The organism is Citreicoccus inhibens, assembly GCF_019039035.1.
GTDB lineage: Bacteria > Myxococcota > Myxococcia > Myxococcales > Myxococcaceae > Citreicoccus > Citreicoccus inhibens.
In genome coordinates this window covers 75,336-97,376 of sequence record NZ_JAHNZT010000006.1, presented here as the reverse complement: position 1 = coordinate 97,376, position 22,041 = coordinate 75,336, and the positions used below count along the sequence as shown (strand labels likewise).

16 protein-coding genes and 1 pseudogene are annotated in these 22,041 nt (G+C 70.4%); 5 read left to right on the top strand and 12 right to left on the bottom strand.

Translation table 11 applies throughout. The annotated features are described in order from the left end of the window. Positions 1 to 39: 39 nt before the first annotated feature. Positions 40 to 867, bottom strand: a complete 828-nt coding sequence (locus KRR26_RS10380) for an EI24 domain-containing protein (RefSeq protein WP_217079737.1) — start codon at positions 865 to 867, stop codon at positions 40 to 42. A 59-nt stretch (positions 868 to 926) separates the two neighbouring features. Between KRR26_RS10380 and KRR26_RS10375 the strand changes: the two genes are divergently transcribed. Beyond that, positions 927 to 2,264: a glutamate--cysteine ligase gene (locus KRR26_RS10375; RefSeq protein WP_120202822.1), complete on the top strand. Its 1,338-nt coding sequence runs from the start codon at positions 927 to 929 to the stop codon at positions 2,262 to 2,264. A 25-nt stretch (positions 2,265 to 2,289) separates the two neighbouring features. Here the strand turns inward: KRR26_RS10375 and KRR26_RS10370 are convergent, their stop codons facing one another. From KRR26_RS10370 to alaS, 5 genes and pseudogenes are all read right to left on the bottom strand, one after another. Continuing rightward, entirely contained in the window at positions 2,290 to 2,916 is a 627-nt protein-coding gene (locus KRR26_RS10370; protein ID WP_120202819.1) for an outer membrane beta-barrel protein, read from the bottom strand. Positions 2,917 to 3,058: 142 nt separating this feature from the next. Continuing rightward, positions 3,059 to 4,669, bottom strand: a complete 1,611-nt coding sequence (locus KRR26_RS10365) for an Hsp70 family protein (RefSeq protein WP_236068492.1) — start codon at positions 4,667 to 4,669, stop codon at positions 3,059 to 3,061. A 3,081-nt stretch (positions 4,670 to 7,750) separates the two neighbouring features. Then, positions 7,751 to 7,999, bottom strand: a pseudogene (locus KRR26_RS36720) (hypothetical protein); the annotation flags it as partial. After that, a complete protein-coding gene (locus tag KRR26_RS10355) occupies positions 7,996 to 8,652 on the bottom strand; it encodes a hypothetical protein (RefSeq protein WP_120202817.1) in 657 nt (218 codons plus the stop codon). The gene KRR26_RS10355 and the pseudogene KRR26_RS36720, both read right to left, overlap by 4 nt. Continuing rightward, positions 8,649 to 11,342 carry an alanine--tRNA ligase gene (gene alaS / locus KRR26_RS10350; protein ID WP_120203329.1) on the bottom strand — a complete coding sequence of 898 codons (2,694 nt, stop codon included), beginning with the start codon at positions 11,340 to 11,342 and terminating at the stop codon, positions 8,649 to 8,651. Before alaS ends, KRR26_RS10355 begins: the two co-directional genes overlap by 4 nt. A gap of 219 nt (positions 11,343 to 11,561) precedes the next feature. On the opposite strand from alaS, the gene KRR26_RS10345 reads away from it, so the two are divergent. From KRR26_RS10345 to KRR26_RS10335, 3 genes are read left to right on the top strand one after another with little or no spacing between them, the layout of a single operon-like run. Further along, positions 11,562 to 12,311 (top strand): HEAT repeat domain-containing protein, encoded by a 750-nt coding sequence (locus tag KRR26_RS10345; protein WP_120202815.1) that lies wholly within the window; start codon positions 11,562 to 11,564, stop codon positions 12,309 to 12,311. Beyond that, entirely contained in the window at positions 12,308 to 13,048 is a 741-nt protein-coding gene (locus tag KRR26_RS10340) for a sensor histidine kinase (protein WP_120202813.1), read from the top strand. The genes KRR26_RS10345 and KRR26_RS10340 overlap by 4 nt, the downstream gene beginning before the upstream one ends. Next, positions 13,045 to 14,073, top strand: a complete 1,029-nt coding sequence (locus tag KRR26_RS10335) for a hypothetical protein (protein WP_217079736.1) — start codon at positions 13,045 to 13,047, stop codon at positions 14,071 to 14,073. Before KRR26_RS10340 ends, KRR26_RS10335 begins: the two co-directional genes overlap by 4 nt. Positions 14,074 to 14,076: 3 nt before the next feature. On the opposite strand, the gene KRR26_RS10330 is transcribed toward KRR26_RS10335, so the two are convergent. From KRR26_RS10330 to trmB, 6 genes are all read right to left on the bottom strand, one after another. Continuing rightward, positions 14,077 to 16,998 (bottom strand): helicase C-terminal domain-containing protein, encoded by a 2,922-nt coding sequence (locus tag KRR26_RS10330; protein WP_217079735.1) that lies wholly within the window; start codon positions 16,996 to 16,998, stop codon positions 14,077 to 14,079. Between the two features lie 55 nt (positions 16,999 to 17,053). Beyond that, complete coding sequence (locus KRR26_RS10325; RefSeq protein WP_120202808.1) at positions 17,054 to 17,479, bottom strand: cupredoxin domain-containing protein; 426 nt, start codon at positions 17,477 to 17,479, stop codon at positions 17,054 to 17,056. A gap of 77 nt (positions 17,480 to 17,556) precedes the next feature. Beyond that, entirely contained in the window at positions 17,557 to 18,408 is an 852-nt protein-coding gene (locus tag KRR26_RS10320; RefSeq protein WP_236068478.1) for a hypothetical protein, read from the bottom strand. Positions 18,409 to 18,772: 364 nt separating this feature from the next. Next, positions 18,773 to 19,207: a hypothetical protein gene (locus tag KRR26_RS10315; RefSeq protein WP_120202804.1), complete on the bottom strand. Its 435-nt coding sequence runs from the start codon at positions 19,205 to 19,207 to the stop codon at positions 18,773 to 18,775. Between the two features lie 40 nt (positions 19,208 to 19,247). Then, complete coding sequence (locus KRR26_RS10310; RefSeq protein WP_120202802.1) at positions 19,248 to 20,300, bottom strand: diguanylate cyclase; 1,053 nt, start codon at positions 20,298 to 20,300, stop codon at positions 19,248 to 19,250. A 107-nt stretch (positions 20,301 to 20,407) separates the two neighbouring features. Next, a complete protein-coding gene (gene trmB / locus KRR26_RS10305) occupies positions 20,408 to 21,028 on the bottom strand; it encodes a tRNA (guanine(46)-N(7))-methyltransferase TrmB (protein ID WP_120202800.1) in 621 nt (206 codons plus the stop codon). A gap of 84 nt (positions 21,029 to 21,112) precedes the next feature. On the opposite strand from trmB, the gene KRR26_RS10300 reads away from it, so the two are divergent. Next, positions 21,113 to 22,039, top strand: a complete 927-nt coding sequence (locus KRR26_RS10300) for a bifunctional riboflavin kinase/FAD synthetase (protein WP_217079734.1) — start codon at positions 21,113 to 21,115, stop codon at positions 22,037 to 22,039. Positions 22,040 to 22,041: the final 2 nt, after the last annotated feature.

The window sequence follows — 22,041 nt, the reverse complement described above, 5'->3', positions numbered from 1 at the left end:
CGTTCCCGCCCGCTGTGGCCAGACACGTGGAGCGCCCCTTTATTTCATGGGGAGCGAGCGCGCGGGTCCCGCATCGGGGGGCGGAGGCAGCGCGCCGGCCGCGCGCAGGCCGCGGTACAGAAGCGTCCCGCCGATGATGGCCACCGGGAGGAAGAAGGTGTTGAGGATGGGCACCCAGAGCAGGACGTAGACGCCCGCTCCAAAGCCCAGGCACAGGGCCGCTCGCTCGCGCAGCATGCGGCGCACCTGGGCAAAGGGGTAGAGGTGGCGCGTCATGGGCGCGGCCAGGTGTTCGCCAGCCATCCACAGCATGGTCCACAGGCTGGCGAGCACCGTGAACGCGATGCTGCCCACGCCCGGCACCAGGTGAAGGGGCATCAGGACGAGCAGCCCCAGCATCAGGAACGCCACCCGCGCCAGGGTATGGAGCACCCCGGTGACGGTGCCGCGGACGAAGCCGGCCAGGGTGAAGGGGGGGACTGCCTCGTTGCCGCACTCGGCCTCGGTGGCCTCGGACAGCGGGTCCTGCAGCGGCGCGAGGAGCACCGGCGGCACCACGTTGGCGCCCACCACCCAGGCGACGAGGGCCGTCAACACCAGCACGAGGTACCAGCCCATGCGGCCGTACCAGGACTCGGGCTTGGTCCAGAGTGACTCCAGGAGCCCGGGCGCGTAGCGGTAGAGGACGACGGCGAGCCCCACCAGCGCCACGGCGGTGATGACGGCGCAGGCGGCGGACAGGAGGAAGAGACGCCGGGAGCCGAACGCGAGCCGGAACGCGCGTCCGAGCAGCCCCAGCCCCTGGAAGAAATCCGACAGGCGGGCCTGGGGGGCGATGGCGGGAACGACGGGGGAGGGGGGGCTCATGGCGCGAGAATGCTCAAATGAGGGCGAGGTCCAGTCCCCCCGTTATATAGGGCGCCCACATGTCCCTCGACCTCAAGCGCGCGACCTCCGAGCCCATCACCTCCGTCGACATGCTCGTGGACGGCTTCCGCAGTGCGGAAAAGCCCCGGTCCGAGCATCGGCTGGGTTTGGAGCACGAGAAGTTTGTCTACCCCGCCGCGTCGGCCCAGCCCGTGCCCTATGAGGGCGCCTCCGGGATTGGCGCCCTGCTCGGTCGGATGGAACCCGCGGGGTACCAGCCGTTCCGCGAGACGCCGGAGTCCCCTGTCATCGCGTTGCAGCGCGGCATGGCCGCCATCTCGCTGGAGCCGGGCGGGCAGCTGGAATTGTCCGGCAGTCCCTTCCGCACGGCCCGCGAGGCGCACGCGGAGAACCTGGGCCACCTCGCCGAGGCCAAGGCCGCTGCCGAGTCGCTGGGCCTGCGCCTGGTGGCGCTGGGCTACCGCCCCACGGGCACGACGGCGGAGATGCCGTGGATGCCCAAGACGCGCTACCTCGTCATGCGGCGCACGTTGCCGGAGCGCGGCCGGCTGGCGCTGAACATGATGCTGATGACGTCCACCGGACAGGTGTCGCTGGACTGGGCGGACGAGGCGGACTGTGTGCGCAAGACCGTGACGGTGGCGCGGCTGGCCCCGCTGCTCGTGGCGCTCTACGCCAACAGCCCGCTCCTGGAGGGCAAGCCCTCGGGCTACATGTCGTTCCGCAGCCGCGTTTGGGAAGAGGTGGACCCCACGCGCTGTGGCTACCTGCCGTCGTGGTTCGATGGCTCGTTCTCGTACAAGGCCTATGTCGACTGGGCCATCGATGCGCCGCTGCTCTTCCTGCGCCGCAACGGGCAGTACCTCTATCCCAAGCTCACCTTCCGCCAGCTCATGAAGGAGGGCTTCGAGGGGCAACCGCCGGACCTGGGCGACTGGACGGACCACCTGTCCACGCTCTTCCCCGAGGTGCGGTTGAAGAAGGTGCTGGAGGTGCGCGGCGCGGACTGCGCCAGTGCGGCGATGACGGGTGCGCTGGGGGCGCTGTGGCGCGGCATCCTCTACGACGCCACCGCGTTGGAGGAGGCCGGGAACCTCTTGCCGAAGCTCACCTTCGCGCAGCACCAGGCGTTCCACGACACCGCGCGCCGCGAGGGGCTCGAGGGCAAGCTGGGGGCGCAGTCACTGAGCGCGCTGGCCGCGGAGATGGTGGCCATCGCGAAGCGCGGCTTGGAGCGGTTGGATCCCGCGGACGCGCCGCTGCTCGCGCCGCTGGCGGAGGTGGCCGCGTCGGGCCGCTCGCCCGCGCGCGCGGTGCTGGACGCGTGGACGCAGGACCCTCGGCCGGAGACGCTGCTGTCTCGCTTCGTGCTGTAGCGCCACGCGGGGGTGGCGGCCGCTGTCAGAAGTGGCCGCCCACCGCGAGGTTTCCGTTGAAGAGTCCGCCACGAGACTCCTGCTGCGTGCCGGGGATGAGGGTGAGGCCCTCGCCCCCGATGAAGCGGTAGGTGGCGCGGACGCCCGCGAAGATGTGGCCGACTCGGTAGTCCACACCCGCGGCGAGCGGGAACTCCGTCTGCACGTCCGTCGAGTAGACGCCCCGCGTGTCATCCGAGGGGTTGAGGTAGCTCACGCCGAAGCCCGCGCCGATGAAGGGCCGCCAGTTGCGCTTGAGCAGCGGGCCAAACTTGCCGAGCAACGTCCCATTGTGGCGCCAGAGCGAAGCGTCCGCGGGGACACGCGAGTCGTCGATGGGCAGTCGCTGGCCCTCGTAGCCCAGCTCCACTCCGACGAGTGACCAGGGCTGCGCCAATGCGTTGATGCCGAAGGTGGGGCCCACATCCGTGCGCTTCCCCAGGTCACCCGTGAAGGACCCAATGCCCATGCGCACGTCGAAGCCGACCTCGACGTGGCGCGCGTGGAAGTCGAAGGCCTTCGCCACCTGCGTGGCATCCGCCGCGAGCGCGGGGCTGGCCATGGCGCAGGTGCCCGCGACCAGGAAGCGTCTCGCCACTGCGTGCCATTCCATGCGCGTCCTCCCGGGCGTCTGTTGGCTGGCGGAAGGATGGGCACCTGGGCGCCACGCCGCACGCGCGGCCCAGCGAGCGGTGGGCGTCCTGCTCCCCCTCGGGTCGAGCGGCGTACCTCTTGGATGGCGCCGGTCGCGGGCCTCAGCGCCGGCCGAAGAGCTTCTTCAGTCCGGAGAGGAGCCCGGCGGGGCGCGGCTCGGGAGCGGTGGCGAGGGGCGAGCGAGCGATGATGGCGTCGCGTGCCGCGTCGTCCAGGTCCTCCGTGGACAGGGCGACGGGCTGGCGCTTGCCATGGGGGAGCGTGGCTTCCAGCGAGAGCGCGCCATCGGCGGACAGGTGGAAGTGCAGCTCCGCGTCGCCTGGGCGCTCGACCACGAGGGAGAGGCGGCCGAGGTACTCGTTCTCCGCGGCGGGGGTGGCTGTCCCTTGGAAGAGGGTGAGGTCCAGCGCTCCGGGGAGGACCGGGAGCACCAGCGTCTTCGTGGCCGGGAGTCGCGTGTTGCGCTCCAGGACTCGGCGAAGCGCGCCGCCTTGCTCGGCCACGCCGATGGGCAGGGAGAGCACCTCGGAGATGGTGGCCGCGGGACGGCCCGCCTCGGCGAGCAGGAGCGCCTGGCCCAGCAGGGCGGCACCTCGGGCCACCGCGCCACGCGGATCCGCTTCCTCGCGCACGGGGACGCCGAGGCTCTCTTCGAGCCGCCGCCGCACCAGGGGGGCACGCGACTGGCCACCCACGAGGACGACCGCGTCGAGTCCCTGGGGGGACAACGCGTTGGACTCGAGGACCTCGCGTGTCACGGACACCACGCGCTGCGCGAGGTCCGCGGTGAGTGCCTCCGCGCGCTCTCGCGTGAGCGGCGGCACGGTGCCAGCGGGGAGTGAGACCTCGGCTTGCTCGCGCTCGGAGAGGGTGAGCTTGGTGTTCTCGGCGGTGCTGCGCAGCGGACCCCAGTCGAGGAGATGCTCGGGACGGGGGACACCTTGCTCGGAGAGGTCGCTGACGAGCGCCTCGGCGATGCGGGCATCGAAGTCGAGTCCGCCGAGCGTGGGGTCCGCGCCCGTGGTGATGATCTCCAGGTCATCGCCAGTGACCTGGACGACGCAGACCTCGAGCCCTCCTCCGCCGAGATCCACCACCAGCACGCGCTTGCGAGCGAGCCCTCGGCCGTGACCGTAGGCGAGCGCGGCGGCAGCCCCGTTGGTGAGGACGCGAGGGACATCGAGGCCCACGATGGCGGCCGCTTCGCGAAGGACCGCGCGCTGGCGCTCGGTGAAGTGCGCGGGGGCGCAGATGACCGCGCGGGTCACATTTCGGCCGACGAACGTCGAAGCCGCATGGCGAAGCTCTCGCAGCAGCATCGCCGCGAAGATCGTGGGAGCGACGACGCGCCCACCGAGCTCCACCCCCGCGTCACCGCGTGAATCGGTGGCCACGGTGAAAGGAAGCTGTGGTCCGAGCCAGCGCAACAGCGGTGAGCGGGCGCGCAAGCCCAGCAGTCGCTTCAGGGCGCCGGTCGCGCGGCGGGGGGCGCGTGAACTCTCGACGAGCGCGGCGGAGCCCACGAGCAGCTCACCACCGCTGTCGACCGCGAGCATGGCCGGCAGGTGGGGCTCATCCAGGCCGGGGAGGGGCACGAGCGTGGCCGAACCGTCATGAAAGACGGCGACCCGCGCATGCGAAGTGCCGAGGTCGATGCCGAGGACCACCTCGGGAAGCGTGGGGGTGGGACCCGAGACCGGAACCTCCAGCAAGGCACGGCGCCGATTGCGAGGGAGCGCGGAGTCGGAGTCGAAAGCGGGCTCAGCGCGAGGAGTCGCCGGGAGGGAGTCCGCGCCAATGTGAGGCAGTGCCCGGGCCGCGTCTGAAGTGTGGGAGGTATTTGCCGCCCGGGGCTCCGTTGCAGGCACGTGAGAGTGCGCCGCAGGAGGAGGCGAAGACGCACCCTCGGCGGGGGTGTGAGCCACCTCCGGAGACGTCACCCCCGAAGCACGAGTCGAGGCCACCTCGGAGTGCATCGAGTCGAGCGATGACGGAGGACTCTCGGCACCGCCTCGACGTGTCTCCGCGTGCACTTCGAGTGGCCCGGTCGCAACGCCATCTCGAGGCGTCGTCGAATCCGTCTTCGACGGAGGTGCCTCCGCCGTGACTCGATGCTCCTCTGCACTCGTTGCGAGCGAATCGCCCGTGGAGCCATTTCCTGGAGGGGTCGCATCGAGTGGCGACCGAGGCGTCTCCGCCGTGGCCTGCTGATGCGCCTCCGCGTTCGCCGCGAGCGGCCCAGTCGCGAAGCCATTCCCCAGCGCCGCTGAGTCGAGCGGCGAGCGAACACTCTCGACAGAACCCTGCGGTGCCTCGGCGCTCGTTGCGAACGCTCCAGCCGCGACACCATTCTCGCGGCGTGTCGAATCGAGCTGTGGGCGAGGACTCTCGGCAGTGACCTGCGGTGCTTCTACGTTCGCCGCGAGCGACTCGGTCGCGACACCATTCTCCCGAGGCGTCGAGTCGAGCCGCGAGGGATGCGCCTCGTCAGCGTCCTGCGCGGCCTTTGTGTGTGTCCCGAACGACTCGGTCGCGGCGCCATTCACTAGATGCGCCGAGTCGAGCTGCGAGCGAGGATTCGCTGAAGTGTCCTGCGGTCCCTCCGAGTTCGCCGCGAATGACTCAGTCGCGACACCATTCTCCTGAGGTGCTGAGTCGAGCTGCGAGCGAGGCGCCTCCGCAGTGCCCTGCGGTGTCTCTGGGCTTGCCGGGAGCGACTCAGTCGCGGCGACATTCCCTGAAGGTATCGAGCTGAACTCGGAGGGATGAGTCTCGGCAGTGCCCTGCGGGGTCTCTGCGTTCGCCGCGAGCGAGTCCGCCGCGGCGACCTCCCCTAGCGGCGCGGAGTCGAGCTGAGCGCGAGGCACCTCAGCAGTGACCTGTGGCGCATCTACATTCGCAGCGAGCGGGTCATGCGAGGCGCCATCCCCTGACGACGTCGAGTCGAGCGCCGAACGAGACGTCGCGGGCTCATGGCCCAGAAGGTCCACCGTCGGCACGGCGGTGGAGTCTGTCGTCGCTCGGCTGAAGTCGCCCGAGTTGAGTTCCGACCCCGATGCCTCGGGTGACGGATTCGTCAGCTCGGTGTTGCCAATGTGGGCCGAGTCAATCGCTGGGCTCGCGGTCTCTTGCACCTCGAAACGGACCGGTGGTGCCCCCTCGTGAGGACGCATCGGCTCCGCGCTGTTTGTCGAAGCGATGACCGCCGAATGCTCGGCTTGAACCGGTGACGTGCGAGCGGACGAGGGCACGTCGCTGGGCAGGGATGCGGACTCGAACGCCGCCGCGAAGGCATCGCCCTCGGCGTCGCCCGTGCTCGACGTCGCGTTTCGGTCAACGTTGTGCGTCGAATGGCTGTCGGAGGCGGCGGATGAAGTCGCGCTCTCGCGAATCAGCGGGGCGACAGATGGAGGGGTCTCCGTTCCTCCTTCGAGCGAGGACTCACTGATGCCTTCGGGGTCGGATGTCCTTGTGCGTGCGATTGCCTGTGTCGCTACGCCGCTTGGCTCATCGAGCGTGTCCGCGCTGCCCGTCGCTGCGGATACCGACTCAGGAGATTGCCCCGTCGCGAGCGCATCGGCGGCGAATGCTTCGCGGTGGGACGTGGCCTCGGGTGACACGTCCAGGCTGCGCGGATGCGCGGTCTTGGAGCCAGACTCCGTGTCGAACTCTGTGACCTGAGTGGGCGCTTCCGCACGCTCCTCGGCGCTAACGCGATCGCGCAGGCTGGGAAGCACATCCGACTTGTTCGGGGCTTCTGTCTCGTCATGGCCGTCAATGCGAGCAGAGGCAGAATGGGCGCTGGAGTCAGCGTCGTCCGAGTCTGATGCCGCCAGAGAGGGACGGTTCGAATCCTCCCAAGCAGGACGGGTTGCAGGAGAGGTCGACGGCTGGCCCGCTGCTGCTTTCGAGAACGCGCTGCCCGGCTGAAGCAGCGAGGCGGGTTCGAGCGACTCAACCGAATGCGGCGTCGCCAGCAGCCTCCCGTCACCGTGGCTCGTGTCCGAACGTGTCGGAGCGTCAGTCGGTCGACTCGGCGGTGGCCCTGCGGAGACGCTTGGCGCGCCGAGTTGCGTGGTCCCGAGCTTCGCGGTGAATGCGCGCGGTACCTCGTTGGACGTGTCCTCGTCCGGGGCTTGATACCAGGACGGCGTCTCCGTGCGCGGGGGACTCGTCCGAGTCTCCGCGCTGACGTGCGAGCGTTCGTGTTGGCTTCGAGGTCCTTCATCCGCGGCTCGCGAACTCCGCGTGTCCTCGCTGGAAGAGAGGGAGGGCGGGTGAAGAGCGTCGCCGTGCGCAGCCCCAGGCGCGTGGTGTGTGTCGTCGCTGTGAATGGGCGCGGAGCGAGCGCTTCCGTCCGTGGCCGTTGGGACGTGCTGCGAGTCCTCACCGTATGCGGTGGAACGGGCGAACTCGGTGTGTGTCGTGCGCTGCTCGGACTCTGCGTGGGCGGCGTGTCCCATCGCATCCGAGGGCAGCCACGCATCCAGCCGCTGTGCCTTCACTTCATCTTGGGAGACCGGCGCGACGGGGTCCGGCCCGCGAGGCGGCTCCAAGAACGACGGATTGACGTCGATATCGAAGTCGTCGGGCTCTGGAGTGGGTGGCGGGGGCGCAGGGCGGGGCGCCGGTGCTTGAGGTGGCCCGGCGTGATGCGACGGAGGGGTCCGCCGCACGAGCCCCGGAGGCAGCGCCGCGCTGTCCTTCAGCAAGGCCTCCGCGCCGCCTCGCTTCGCGACCACGCGGTCGATGAGCGCCTTGCTCGCGGCATCGAGCTTCACGAAGCGCACCTTCATCCCGGTGCGACCGCTGCCCGCCTCGGACTGCGTCTTCATCACCACGCCCTCGCCGCGCAGCAGGCGAGTGCCATCCGCGAGCACGAACTCGAAGGCCAGCCCGGTCCCCTCGGGCTTCAGCGCACGCGTGGCGACGAAGACGCCCGCACGCGCCACGTTCGAGCCGTACTTCTCGATGAACTCCTCTTCCGTCGTGTACGGGAGCCGGATGCGCAGCGGCAGGAGCTTGGGGGTCTGCCCGCTCATCGCAAGGGGATCCGCACGTCCCCGCCAGAGCCCTGGACCACCAGGGTCAAGCTGCCATCTTGTTGCAGGGTTGCCGGCGGTACTTCGAACAGCAAGACGAGGTCCGAGCGCTCTTCCGGAGGATAGCTGCGCGTCATCGGCCGCGTGCCCGCCACGGCCTGCGCATCCCGCGCGAGCCGGTACACCTGGGCCTGCGCATCCTCGAGTCGCGCGCCGTCCATGGACAGCGTGACGGCCGCCGCGCCCACGTTCTGCGTGACGAGCTGCACGCGCAGGAACAGGTCCTCCGTGGTGAGCCCCAGCTTCCCATTGCCCTTGAGCGAATGGGAGGACTCCAGGGACGTGAGCTTCATCGCCACGGTATCGACGTGCACCGTGTCGGTGTGCTCGGGGAGGGCGAGGCGGTGCTTGCCCCCCTCGTCACTCACCGCCGCGAGGTCCGCCAACGTTCCTCGAGGCGGCGCCACGGCGTCGGGAGGCGCGGAGGGCGCGCCTCCCTTGCGGACCCGGTCCGCCTCCGCGCGCAGCTTCTGGAGCGTGCGGTCCTCGGCGCCCGGGGCCTCGCTGGGCGAGGCATCATCCTTCGTGCAGCCCCCCACGAGGAGGGCCGCCGCCAGGAACGCCACGGGCAATTGCGAGGACCGGGAGCTCACGCCGCGCCCGCGCCCTTCACCAGCTCGTACAGCTTTTCGAGCGCCGCGGGCAGCTTGGACGGATCCGGACCACCGGCCTGCGCCATGTCCGCCTTGCCGCCGCCCTTGCCGCCCACTTCCTTGGCCATCTCGCGAACCAGGTCACCCGCGCTGATGCCCCGGGCCACCACGTCCTTGGTCGCCGCCACCAAGATGATGGCGCGGCCGTCCTTCTCGCCGCCAATGGCCACCACGCCCGAGCGGATGCGATCGCGAAGCTGATCCGCCATGCCGCGGAAGACCTTGTCGTCCGCGGGGTCCACGCGCGTGGCCAGCACCTTCATGCCGTTCACTTCGCGCGCCTGCTCCAACAGGTCCTTGCTGCCGGCCGTCTGCGCCTTGACGGAGACCTCCTCCACCTTGCGCTCCAGCTCCTTCGCCCGCTTCTGGGTCGCCTCGATGCGCTTGGCGATGTCCTTGGGCGAGGTCTTCAGCAGCTCGGCGGCCTTGCGCAGCTCGTGCTCCTGCTCGCGCACGTGCTGGAGCGCGCCCACGCCGGTGACGGCCACGATGCGCCGCACGCCCGAGGCCACGCCGCTCTCGCTCACCACCTTGAACAGACCGATGTCGCCGCTGCGCCGCACGTGCGTGCCGCCGCACAACTCGGTGGACTCCGGATGCACCGTGACGACGCGCACCGTGTCGCCGTACTTCTCACCGAACATCGCCACCGCGCCGGACTTCTTCGCGTCCTCGATGGCCATGATGCGCGTCTGCGCCTCGGCGTTGTCGCGGATCCAGCTGTTGACCAGGTCCTCGACCTGCTCGAGCTGCTCGAGCGTCGCCGGCGAGAAGTTGGAGAAGTCGAAGCGCAGCGACTCGGGAGCAACCACCGAGCCGGCCTGCTTCACGTGCTCACCCAGGACGAGCTTGAGTGCCTTGTGCAGCAGGTGCGTGGCGGAGTGGTTCGCGCGGATGGCCTTGCGGCGCTCCACGTCCACCGACGTCTGCACCATGTCTCCGACCTTGAGCGTGCCCTCGGACACCTCGGCGGAGTGGACGATGAGTCCTTGCACCGGGCGCTGCGCGTCCAGCACGCGCGCCACGGCCTTGCCGCCATGTCCCACGATGCGGCCGGTGTCGCCCACCTGCCCGCCGGACTCGCCGTAGAAGGGCGTGCGGTCGATGATGATCTCGACCTTCGCTCCGGCCGACGCCTGCATCACCTCCACGCCGTCCTGCACGATGGCGCGGATGCTGCCTTCGCCCTCATGGCCCTCGCCGGTGTAGCCAAGGAACTCGGTGGGGCCCAGGTTCGCCAGCAGCTTCTGGTAGACCTCGCCGACCGCCTTCTGCCCCGAGCCCGAGAACCCCGCGCGGTTGGCCTCGTCCTCGAGTTCCTTCTTGAAGCCATCGAGGTCCACGTCGTGGCCGCGCTCGCGCGCGATGATCTGCGTGAGGTCCCACGGGAAGCCGTAGGTGCCGTGCAGCAGGAAGACGACCTTGCCGGAGAGCACCTTCTCGCCGCGCTGCTGGAGCCGACCCAGCTCCTCGTCGATGAGCTTCAGGCCGCGGTCGAGCGTCTTGCGGAAGCCTTCCTCCTCATGCTTCGCGACCTCGAGGATGAAGCTGCGGCTCTCGCGCAGCTCGGGATAGGCCTCGCCCATCAGCTCGATGACGCGATCCACGACCTTGAAGAAGAACAGCTCCTTCAGGCCGAGCAGCGTGCCGTGGCGCACCGCGCGGCGCATGATGCGGCGCAGGACGTAGCCGCGGCCCTCGTTGGAGGGCTGGACACCATCGGCCACGAGGAATGCCGTGGCGCGCGCGTGGTCCGCCACCACGCGCATGGAGGCGCCGCCCTCTTGGGTGTACGCCGTCCCTGTCAGCGCGCTGACGGTGGAGATGATGCTCTGGAAGAGGTCCGTGTCGTAGTTGGAGCGCTTGCCCTGCACGACCGAGGCGATGCGCTCCAGACCGGCGCCCGTGTCGATGGACGGCTTGGGCAGCGGGATGAGCGGGGCGTCCTTCTCCTTGCGCTCGAACTGCATGAACACGAGGTTCCAGATCTCCAGCCACCGGTCGCAGTCACACGCGACGCCCTGGCACTTGTTGCCCTGGGCCTCCTCCACACAGGGGATGTCATCGCCCTGGTGGTAGTGGATCTCGGAGCAAGGACCGCACGGGCCGGTGTCGCCCATGGCCCAGAAGTTGTCCTTGAGCCCGAGCTTGTAGATGCGGTCGCGCGCGACGCCCTGCTTGGCCCACAGCTCGTAGGCTTCCTCGTCCCACGGGATGCCGCCCTCGCCGTTGAACACGGTGACGGCGAGCCGCTCGGTCGAGAGGCCCAACGTCTTCGTCACGAACTCCCAGCCGTACGCGATGGCGTCGGACTTGAAGTAGTCGCCGAAGGAGAAGTTGCCGAGCATCTCGAAGAACGTGTGGTGCCGCGCGGTGTAGCCCACGTTGTCGAGGTCGTTGTGCTTGCCGCCTGCGCGCACGCACTTCTGCGACGTGGTGGCGCGGCTGTAGTCGCGCTTCTCGCGGCCGGTGAAGACGTCCTTGAACTGCACCATGCCGGCGTTGGTGAAGAGCAGGGTCGGATCGTTGGCGGGCACCAGCGAAGAGGAGGCCACGCGGCGGTGGCTCCGCTCTTCAAAGAACGCGAGGAACGCCTCGCGAATCTGGGAGGCGGTGAGGGCGGAAGGCATGGTGTGGGTATATGCCACAAGATGGCGCGGCGCAGCAGTTCCTGGTCTCGGGCGGGGAGGGGGGACAGGGGGCTCTGCCCGAGGGGGCGGGTCCTCTCGCGGGTGCACGGGTGTGCAGCGTCGGGTGGGTGACGCTCGGGTGCCGGACCCGGGGGGCGTCCAATCGGCCCCCCGCTGTTCGGGGAAGCGTGCGCGGGGCTACACTCCGAGTCCCCCACCATGTGGCCGTCCACCGCCTTTCTCCTCTGTCTCCTGCTCGCGCCGTGGGCCGCCTCCGCGCAGATGGACACGCGCATCGCCTTTCTCGGGCGCCAGCTCGGGCAGGGGAAGGACCCGCGTACCCGTTCCCAGGCGGCCCTCGTGCTGGGCGCCACCGAGGACCCCGAGGCGGTGCCCGTGCTCTGCTCGGGACTCCGTGACCCCAGCGAGTTGGTGCGCTCGGCGGTGGCCAAGGGGCTCGGGTCCCTGCTGGAGCCTGCGGGCCTGACGTGTCTCCAGGAGCACAAGGGCGAAGCGGACGCAGGGGTCCAGGCGGTGGTGGCGGACGCCATCCAGGCCTTGAAGGGCTACCAGGCGCGTGCGCCTCGCTTGTACCTGGCGGTGGACGCGGTGAAGGACCGGACGGGCACGCTGTCGCCGGACCTGGTGAAGGCCACGGAGACGCGTCTGCGCTCCCGGCTGATGCGCAAGGGGGCGTGGCTGGCGCCGGCGCGCGAGCCCAAGGCGGCGGCCAAGGGCGTGCTGAAGAAGTGGGGCGTGCACGGCTACCGCATCACCGCTGAGATCCAAGCCGCGGAGAACGGTGGGCTGAGGATCGGCATCGTCTGCATGAGCTATCCCGAGCTCACGTTGATGGGGCAAGTGGAGGTCCATGCCGCGGGCGCGCCGGCCGCGGATCTCCTCAAGGCGCTCATCCCGAAAGCCATCGAGGAAGCAGCGGACACCTTCGAGTGGAGCAGCGAGACATGACGACGACGAGCACCGCGCCCGGCGCAGCCCCCCGGCGGCGCTGGCGCAACTTCCTCCTCGACGCGAGCTTCCAGCTCAAGCTCACCGCGTACATCGTCGGGGTGTCCCTGGTGCTGGCGGCGCTGTTGGGCGTGTTCCTGGTGCGCGCGGCCAACTCGCTGATGCGAGAGACCTCCACGGCGGTCGAGGCGCGTTCGCGCGCGGCGGAGGTGAGCCGAGAGTTGTCCGGCGCGACGCTGTCCAACGAGCTGCTGACGCACATGGCGGACCCCTCCTTCGAGGCGAAGTTCCGCGAGCAGGCGCGGCTCATCGACGCCAGCTACGAGGCCGAGCGGTCCGCCATCGTCGCGCAGCGCGCCGAGCTGGAGCACCACCAGCAGATGACCTGGTGGGTGCTGGGGGGCTGTCTGGTGGGCTTCATCGCGGTGGTGGCCCTGGGCACCATCGTCGTGACGCACCGGGTGGCCGGCCCCTTGTTCCGCATCAAGCGCATGGTGGGCGACGTGGCCGAGGGTCGCCTGCGCCCACCTCCCTACGGCCTGCGCGATGGGGACGAGCTGCGCGACGTGTTCGACGCCACGCTCGGCATGGTGCAGCGCCTGCGCACCCTGCAGGAGGAGGACGCGCGGGTGCTCGCGCATGCGTTGGCGCAGGCGCGCAAGTCGGGTGCGTCCGGTGAGTGGGTGGAGGCGCTGAGCGCGCTGGAGGCGCGCTACCGGGAGCGGCTGGCGCGGTGAAGCGACCGGGCGATGCCTCGGAGGACGCTCGCGAGCTGCGCGACGCCCTGGAGGTGGCTCAGGCGGAGCTGCGTCGCACGCGCGAGCACCTGGACAAGCTGAGGGCACATCACGCCAGGGAGCGTGACGCCCTTCAAGACGCGCTGGAGGAGGCGCGGCGCGAGGGACGCCTCCAGCGTGCGCGCGCGGAGCAGGCGGAAGCCCGCGAGGCCGAGCTGCGGCGGTCGCGCGAAGCCACCGCGTCCCGGTCTCGTGAGCAGGGGATGCACGTCCCCTCGCACGAGCCCGAGCGACCCCTTCGCCCGGCGAACACGCTCGTCGCGTTGCCGCGTCCTCCTGGCGTGACGGAGGAGGTGGTGCGAGCGCTGTCGGAGGTGCTGAAGCTGTCCGCGGTGGACATCCGATTGCGACTCTCCCAACCGCCACCGGTCCTGCTGGCGAGGGTGAATGAAGAGGCCGCTGCCACGCTGGTCGAGGCGCTGCGCGCGGCGAGCTTCACCCCGGTGGTGTGCGAGTTGGCGTCTCGCTCCACGCTCCACCTGCCTCGGGTTCGCACGTTCGCGCTCGATGTCGAGCGGCTGCACCTCACGACCGAGATGGCCGTGCCATTGGAGGTCTCCCTCGCGGATGTCCGATTGCTGGTGCGGGGCCAGCGAGCCCGCGTGGCGCCCGCGCCCGAGCTGATTCCCATCTTCCCGCAGTCCCCTCGCTGGAGGACGGCACCGGCCGCCGCGAAGCACGCGTCCACCGAGCACTTCCTGTGGGTCTTCGGCGAGGGCTTCCGCGCGTCCTTCGATGAGGGCACCGAGCTGGGGGGGATGGGCGCTGCGCGCCGCGCGCCGACGCACGTCGCGGGCCTCCAGGCGTTGATGGAGGCCCTCCGGTGGCGCGCTCCACATGCCGTGGTCGATGACCGGCTGCTGCGCATGCCTCGCCTGACGCTGCCCTTCGTGGACGAGGACCAAGGCCAGGAAGTGTTCGCGGACCTGCTGTTCCAGGCCGTTCGCGCGGGGCTCTGGCCGTGAGGCTCACACGCGGGTGTTGTCGGCGGTGAGCCCCATCTCCTTCAGCTCCGTGTGCAGCAGCAGTCGGGCCTGAGCCCAGGGCAGCGCCTCCACGCGGTAGCCCGCCAGGGCTTGCATCAGGTGCGGGCGGTAGCTCGCGTGGCCCGGGTCCGCGACGATGACGATGCCGCGGTCCGAGGCCGAGCGGATCAACCGGCCCACACCTTGTCGCAGCAACAGCAGCGCGCGGGGCAGACGGTAGTGGAGGAAGCCCAGATACTCGTTGCCCTTGGCGATGGGCTCCTCGCGCGCGGCGACCAGCGGACGGGTGGCGGGCTCCAGCGGGAGCTTGTCGATGAAGACACAGCCCACGCCGCGCCCGGGGATGTCCACGCCCTGCCAGAAGCTCTTGGTGCCCAGCAACACCGTGCCCGTGTCGCGCTCCTGCCGCGCCGCGAGCGAGCGACTGTGGCCGCGTGACTGGCGCATGACCTCGATGCCGTGGGGCTCCAGTCGCGATTGGACCTCGCGGGCCACACGCTCCAATCTCCGCGTAGAGGCGAAGAGGCCCAGCAGCCGGCCTCCCATCACCTGCGCCAGTCCAGAGACGCGGCCCGCGGCCCAATCGATGAAGGGCTCTTCATGCGCGCGCGGCGCATCCGTGACGAGCACGACGAGCGCCTGCTCCCGCAGTTGGAACGGTGTGCTTGCGCGCAAGAGCCGCGGCGCCGGAGCCTCGTTGCGTCCATCCAACCCGAGCCGCCGCAGCACGAAAGGGAAGCCATCGCCGGTGCCCAGCGTGGCGGAGGCCATGACGAGCGTGCGCTTGCTCGCCGCGAAGTCGCGCGACACGTAGCTGGAGACGTCCACGGGCTGCGCGCCGACGCTCCATCGCTGGCGGCGAGGCTCCGCCGTGGCGGCGTAGCACCGCCCATCCATCGGCTCTCCCGACAGTTCGCCGGCGAGCACGGTCAGCTCTTGCAGCTCCGTGTTGGCGCCGGACAGCTCGCGCTCCAGGGACGGCATGCGCGCCGCGAGCTCCGGCAGGGCTTCCAGGGTGCGCACGGACAGCAACAGGTGCAGGCGCTGCAACGCGCCTCGGACCGCCAGGAGTCCGTCCTGAACGGGAGCCCAAGCGGGCAGGGCGCGCACGGTGGCGGTGACGCGCAACTCGGGGGCGTAGGCGCCTTCCTCGGCGTCCTCGCCTGGCGTCGCGGAGGTAGGCTCGCACAGGGCGGTGATGCGCTCGCCCAGGTCGCGCGCTTCGACGAGCAGGCCCTGGAGCGCGCTCTCGACCTCGCCCATCACCGTGCGCGAGTCCGCGCGCCGTGTGGTGCTCAAGGCTCGGCGCAGCTCGGCGAACAGGCCGTGCCGTCCGTCGCGACCGTGGAGTCGCTCGGTGAGTCGGAAGAAGGCGGAGTCGGACAGCTCCACCGCGAGCGCCGTGGTGGCGACGTCCTCCACTTCGTGCGCCTCGTCGAGGACCAGGTGCTCCAGCTTCGGGTAGCGCGCGGGCCAGGCGAACGCGAGTGACTGGTTGATGACGAGGACATCCGCCTCGCGCGCCTGCGCCACGGCCGAGTGGTAGAAGCAGCGGTGGTGATGCGGGCACTTCTCGCCCAGCGTCGTCGCCGCCTCGGAGCGCACCGCCGGCACCAGCCCGAGCAGCACCGGGAAGCGCTCGCGGAACCAGTGGCTCAGCTTGTCGAGGTCCCCATCGCCACTGCGGCGCAGGTACGCGCGCAGGTACGCCCGAGGCGCGCGGGCCGCGTGGCTCATGCCCGGCTCCACCCGCGTGGCTTCCAACGCGCGTCGCCGGCACAGGTAGTTCGACTGGCCCTTCAGCAGCGCGTAGCCGAACGCGCCGCCCGTGGCGCGATGCAGGCGCGGCAGGTCCTTGTCGAGGAGCTGGTCCTGAAGGGTCTTCGTGTGCGGCGCGACGCCCACCTTGCGGCCATTGCGCGCGGCGAACAGCGCGGCGGGCGTGAGGTACGCGAGCGACTTGCCCGTGCCCGTGCCGGCCTCCACCGCCAGGCGCCCACCCTCCGACAGCGCGCGCGCCACCGCGTGCGCCACGTCGAGCTGCGCGGGGCGGCTGAGGAAGCCATCGCCGCGCTTCTCCATCGCGCCCTCGGGGCCGAGCACGGCGGTGACCTCGTCGATGTGGACGGGCAGCACGGGCGTATCCGGCTCGGGCTCCGGGCGAGCCGTGGGCCCCCCGACTCGCAGCCGCTCGGGCTTTGCGCGCAGGAAGCCCTGGGTCTCCAGCGCGAGGGGCGCGGGCCGCTGGCGACACATCTCGCGCAGCCCCGTGAGCAGCTCCAGCAGCGGGCGCTCCTCCTCGTCGAACGTCGCCGCGTCCCCGGTGCGTCGCGTGGCCACGCGCCGATCCAACGTGGAGAGCAGGTCCGCGATGTCATCGCCTCGCCCGCCCGCGATGCACGCGTCCATCACCTGCACGAGCACCGCGTGCACCGCCTCGCAGTCATGCAGCGCGCGATGCGGCTGGCGCACGCCCAGCTTCGCCCAGCGCAAGAGCGACTCCAGCGAGTGGCTGGGGAGCTCCGGATGCAGGTAGTGCATGAGCTCGCACGAGTCGAGCACCGGCGCCTGGATGGGCCCCAGCACGTCCGGGAGGAACCCCTTCTCGAAGGGGGCGTTGTGCGCCACCACCGTCCACCCGGCGAGCCGCTCGCGCAGCTCCGCCGCGTCCGTCCCGAAGCGAGGGCGCCCCGCGAGGTCCGCGTCGCTCAGGCCCGTGAGCCGGCGAATGGTGAGGTTCAGAGGACGAGAGGCCGCGTACAAGCGCCCGAGGCGCTCCACCTCTCGGCCCTGCTCGAAGAAGATGCAGCCAACCTCGATGATCTCGTCCACGCGGGGATCGAGTCCCGTCGTTTCGAGGTCGAGGAAGACATGTCGGGTGAAGAGCTCCGCCGCGCCGCCCATGAAGGGCTGGCAGCCTACCTGCCCCGGTGCGGCGCGCCAGTCCTCACCAACCTGCTCAGTCCACCAGGAAGGTCCCGGAGACCATCTTCCCCATCGCGCAGCCGTACACCAGCTTGCCGGACTTGCTCGGAGTGAAGGAGATCTCCACCGGCGTGTTGAGCGGGAGCTGGGTGTCGATGTGGTACTCGTCCATCACCAGCTCGGTGGCGCACGTCTGGTCCGTCTTGCGCGTCACCACCAGCTTCACGGGCTCGCCCTGCTTGAGCGTCACGGGGCTGGGCTCGAAGCCGTGCTCGTTCACCGTGAGGTCCACCACGCGCACGCCGTTCTCGCGCTTCTCCGGGACCTGCGGCTGACTCGGCGCCGCCGCCGTGCCGGACTCCTTCGTGCAGCCCTGCTGCGAGGCGCCCAGCGCCGCGAGGGTGGCCGCCGCGGTGACCGCCAGCCACGGCTTGATGATGCGAGAGAAGAAGGGGCGCATGGGGACCTTGGACGGCGCGAACGGAGGGACAGCGCGGACGGACGCCCCGGAGCGGGACGCCCGTCCTTCAGCGGGCTTCAGGCCTCGGGCGTGGCCACGGGCTCGAAGCGCAGCAGGGCGTGCAACGGAACGAACAGCTCGTGTCCCGGCTCTCCCAACAACAGGTCGAAGCGCCCCACATGCATGATGGGCGCCTGCACCGTGATGCCGTTGCGCAGCACCAGCTTCACCCTGTCGCCCAGGTGCGGCAGGAACGGGCGCGGATCCGAGTAGGGCCGCTTGTCCGGCTGACGCGCCACCTGCGCCGGCTTCTGCGTGAGCTTCGCGTCGCGCTCCACGGCCGGCAGCAGTCGCTCCCAGTCCGCGCGCCGCGCGATGAGCACCACCTGGAGCTTCTCCATCCGGCCGGTGCGCTCCAGCGTCAGCGCGATGGCCTCTTCCGTCACCAGGGTGTCCAGAAGTGAACGCTCGGCCAGCACGACCGACAGCTCGGTCTTCTGCTGGATGAGCGTGGAGAGGAAGTCCGACACGGTGGCGTTGTCCACCTCGCCGCGCGCCTGCTTGATGGCGGCCTTGCGCTGCGTGCGCTCCTTGCGCGCCATGAACTCGGCCACGGTGAGGCCGCTCTGCAGCACGCCGAAGGCGTCGCCCAGCGTCAGCGCCGAGTTCTGGCCCATCAGCTCGTAGACCTGATCGAACCGCTTGGCTTCCTCGGCGTGGAGCTTGCGCCAGATGCGGCACTTCATCTTGCCTTCGAGCTCGCCCTTGGCGATGCGCGCGGGCACGTGCTCGCGCGTGGCCAGCGCGAGAATCTGCTCGGGCGTGGGCGGCGGCCGGGGCGTGCTGGGCCGAGGCGCGAAGCGACCTCCGCCGAAGCCTCCCGGACGCGGCGGGCCCGACGGAGCGGCGCCTGGCGCGCGCGGACTCATCGGCCGCGGAGCGGTGCCAGCCAGAGGCCGCGGTGCGGGGCGCGCCGCCGCCTGCGCGGACGTGTCCTCCACGGGCTCCGAGGGCGCCGCTGGAGCGGCCGGAGCCGCGGGCTGCGCCGGCCGAGGCGTAGGGGCCACGCCCGTGGGCCGCGGGACGGGCGAGGGACTGGGCGCCGCGCCCACGGGCCGAGGAGTCGGCGTGGGCCGCGGCGAGGCCGAAGGGGTCGCGGGTGGAGTCGTCGAAGCGCCTCCGGGCGTCGTGCCCGGGCGCCGGATGACTTCGACTGCGGGGACCACCCGCCGTGTCTTCCGATCGTTCACGGTTGTACGTTACCTGATGCGCGCTCGCCGGGCATGCCCAGACTCACGGCTGGAGGGATGCTGAGAGGTCGACTTTCCATCCGGACGGCTCCCTCACCATCCGAACCTCGCTTGTGCCACCCGATGAGCGAACGAGCACGGTGGCTTCGTCGCCCTCCTGGCGCACCAGCGAGACCTCCGTAACATCGGGAGGCGGGGGGACATTCGCGAAGAAGAGCGCGAGCGGCTCGGGCTTCACCTTCCCACCCGAGGCCTCGCTCACCTGCTGCGCGCGCTTCGCCAGCGTCTGCTGAGTCCCTTGTGACAGCGCGGCGTATGCCTTCTGCAAGTCTTGCTCATCGCGCTGGGTCAAGCCGCGCTGCGCATGCCCGTGGAAGGTCCGGTAGGCCTTCATGGGCGTGTCGGGCTGATTCACGCTGCAGCCGCCCACGGCGAGCAGGACCAGCAACAGACAGGTCGTTGTGGAGGTCGCGCGCATGAATCCCGGTATTAGGTCAAAGCGTCGCCGGGGGAAAGCCTCAGGTGAGGCCGCCCGGGTGCTGGTGGACGCGATTGCGGCCCGCGCCCTTGGCTTCGTAGAGGCTCGCGTCGGCGGCGCGCAGCAGCGTCTCCGCGCTCGGCAGGTCCGTGGCGGGCACCGTCGCCAGCCCCAGGGACGCGGTCAGGCGGACGCTCTGTCGCGTCCCGTCCGCCCTGGGATGCACGACCTCCAGGTTCTCGATGGCTTCGCGCACGCGCTCACAGGCGCGCAGGGCGTCGGTGGGCGCGGCCTCGGGGAGCAGGGCGATGAACTCCTCTCCGCCATAGCGCGCCAGCAGATCCACCTCGCGCAGTCGGGCGCGCGCCGTCTGCGCCACGGCCTTGAGCACCTCGTCCCCGAAGGGATGCCCGAAGGTGTCGTTGATGCGCTTGAAGTGGTCGATGTCCAGCATCACCAGCGACAGGTGGGACTGGTAGCGCCGCGCGCGGAGGAACTCCTCGTTCATCCGCTCCTCGAAGTATCGCCGGTTGAACAGGCCCGTGAGCGCGTCGGTGCGGCTGAGCGCGAGCAGCTCCTCGCGCTTGCGCGCCAGCTCCTTGTTGGCCTTGTCCAGCTCGCGGTTCTTCTCCACCAGCGCGTCCTGCAGCACCTTCAGGCGCAGCATGGACTTCACCCGCGCGCCCAACTCCAGCATGTCGAAGGGCTTCACCAGGTAGTCGTCCGCGCCCAGCTCCAACCCCTCCACCTTGCCGGCCGCCTGCCGCGCCGTCATCAGGATGACGGGGATGAAGCCGAAGCCGCCCTCGCCTCCATTCGCCTTGACGATGCGGCACACCTCCACGCCGCCCAGCCCCGGCATCTCCACGTCCATCAGGATGAGGTCGGGCCGGTTCTCGCGGATGGCGGACAGCGCCTGGGCGCCGTTGTTCGCCTCGCGAAAGGTGTAACCATACGGAGACAAGCCGTCGCGGACGTGGGCGAGCTGGGCCGGGTCATCGTCCACCAGCAACACGGTGCGACCCATGAACTCGTTGCCGGGCGGTGATCGACGGGGGACCTCCTGAGTCTTCTTCCTGTCGCCGTCTCCCATGCTGAGTCGCCCCCGGTGCCGTCCTCCCGCCGAGCGGGAGCCCCGGCGATTCTCACCCGGCGTGTCATGGAAGCCAAGAGGTCCCGAGGGGGCGCCCGCCCCAAGGGTCAGCCTGGCTTCACCAGCCGTGCCCTGTAGACCGGCTCCCCGCTCGCCAGATAGCGCCGCTCTCGCGTCGAGGGCACCTCCTCCGGGTCATAAGGATGGAAAACACCGGAACCTAGTGGATTCTTGAATCCCGAGGCTTCCAGGATGGAGAGCATGGTCACGCCGCGGTCCTGGACGTCGGTGCGCATGTCGAAGCGGCCGCCCGGAGCGAGCTTGTCCAAGAGGAGTTGGGTGAACTCCGGCTGAATGACGGCGCGCTTGGCGTGGGAGCGCTTCCACCAGGGGTCAGGGAACTGGAGGTGGATGCAGGCCAGGGAGCCCGACGCGAAGATGCGCGGGACGACGAAGCGGGCGTCGGACTCGATGACGCGCAGGTTCTTCAGGCCGAGCTTCTCGCCGCGGGCCTGGGTGTCGCGCGCGTACTTCTTGCGCCACTCGAAGGCGACGAAGCGCACGGTGGGGTTGCGGCGGCAGTACTCCAGCGCGTGCCCTCCCGCGCCCGAGCCAATCTCCAGCTCCAGGGGGCCGGTGAAGCCGAACTCGGCATCCCAGTCCGGGGGGGTGTCCAGGGTGACGAACTTGAGTCCGACCGGGTCGGGGAGCAGAGGAGGGCGGGGCATGGCGGGCGCGAGGGGGCGCCTCTAAACATGGAGGCGCGGCGGTTGACCAGGGCAAAAGCGCTGGCGGTGGTATACCGGGGAGCCATGAAGGTCTTCCACTCGGTGCCGGAGGCCGGGCACCAGCTCGCTGGGCAGGCGCTCGCGCTGGGCAACTTCGATGGCGTCCACCTGGGTCACCAGGCGCTCTTCGCGGAGGCGCGCCAGCACGGTCCCGCCGCGGCGCTCACCTTCCTGCCGCATCCGGGCAAGGTGTTGCAGCCCGAGCTGGCGCCCAAGCTCATCACCCTGTTGCCGCGCAAGCTGGAGCTGTTCGAGGCGTGCGGCCTGTCCGCGGCCGTGGTCCAGCCGTTCTCGCGCGAGTATGCGCGGGTGTCTCCCGCCGACTTCGAGCGCGCGCTGCTGGACGAGCTGAAGGTCGCGCACCTGGTGGTCGGCGGTGACTTCACGTACGGCGCCGCGCGAGGCGGCACGGTGGCGACGCTGCGCGAGGCGGCCGCGCGCCGAGGTGCCCAGGTCCACGTGGTCCCGGTGGTGAACGTGGACGGCGTGGTGGCCTCCTCGTCCAAGGTGCGCGAGTACATCCTGGAGGGTCGGGTGAGCGCCGCGCGTCGGCTGCTCGGCCGCCCGTTCGACCTGGATGGCACGGTCGTCTCTGGCGCCGGGCGGGGGCGCACCATCGGCTTCCCCACCGCCAACGTGGACACGCAGAACGAGCTGCGCCCCGCGCCGGGGGTGTACGCCATCCGTGTGCGCCTGAAGGCGGAACCCAACGGCCCCTGGCGCCCGGGCGCGGCGAACATCGGTGTGAAGCCCACCTTCGGTGGCTCGGAAGTCACGATCGAGGCGCACCTGCTGGACTTCAGTGGGGACCTGTACGGCCAGGAGCTGCGGGTGCAGTTCCTGGAGCGGCTGCGCCCCGAGCAGCGCTTCGGCTCCGCCGCCGAGCTGGTGGGGCAGATCAAGCGCGATGTCGAGGCCGCACGCGCGGTGATTGCCCGCGCCGACGGTTGACG

What these genes read in the sequence shown, in the direction of transcription:
- trmB (WP_120202800.1), bottom strand. Translation starts at nt 21,028, where the DNA reads ATGCCCCGCCCTCCTCTGCTCCCCGACCCGGTCGGACTCAAGTTCGTC.
- KRR26_RS10320 (WP_236068478.1), bottom strand. Translation starts at nt 18,408, where the DNA reads ATGAGTCCGCGCGCGCCAGGCGCCGCTCCGTCGGGCCCGCCGCGTCCG.
- KRR26_RS10345 (WP_120202815.1), top strand. Translation starts at nt 11,562, where the DNA reads ATGTGGCCGTCCACCGCCTTTCTCCTCTGTCTCCTGCTCGCGCCGTGG.
- KRR26_RS10325 (WP_120202808.1), bottom strand. Translation starts at nt 17,479, where the DNA reads ATGCGCCCCTTCTTCTCTCGCATCATCAAGCCGTGGCTGGCGGTCACC.
- alaS (WP_120203329.1), bottom strand. Translation starts at nt 11,342, where the DNA reads ATGCCTTCCGCCCTCACCGCCTCCCAGATTCGCGAGGCGTTCCTCGCG.
- KRR26_RS10330 (WP_217079735.1), bottom strand. Translation starts at nt 16,998, where the DNA reads ATGGGCGGCGCGGCGGAGCTCTTCACCCGACATGTCTTCCTCGACCTC.
- KRR26_RS10380 (WP_217079737.1), bottom strand. Translation starts at nt 867, where the DNA reads ATGAGCCCCCCCTCCCCCGTCGTTCCCGCCATCGCCCCCCAGGCCCGC.
- KRR26_RS10315 (WP_120202804.1), bottom strand. Translation starts at nt 19,207, where the DNA reads ATGCGCGCGACCTCCACAACGACCTGTCTGTTGCTGGTCCTGCTCGCC.
- KRR26_RS10375 (WP_120202822.1), top strand. Translation starts at nt 927, where the DNA reads ATGTCCCTCGACCTCAAGCGCGCGACCTCCGAGCCCATCACCTCCGTC.
- KRR26_RS10370 (WP_120202819.1), bottom strand. Translation starts at nt 2,916, where the DNA reads ATGGAATGGCACGCAGTGGCGAGACGCTTCCTGGTCGCGGGCACCTGC.
- KRR26_RS10310 (WP_120202802.1), bottom strand. Translation starts at nt 20,300, where the DNA reads ATGGGAGACGGCGACAGGAAGAAGACTCAGGAGGTCCCCCGTCGATCA.
- KRR26_RS10340 (WP_120202813.1), top strand. Translation starts at nt 12,308, where the DNA reads ATGACGACGACGAGCACCGCGCCCGGCGCAGCCCCCCGGCGGCGCTGG.
- KRR26_RS10300 (WP_217079734.1), top strand. Translation starts at nt 21,113, where the DNA reads ATGAAGGTCTTCCACTCGGTGCCGGAGGCCGGGCACCAGCTCGCTGGG.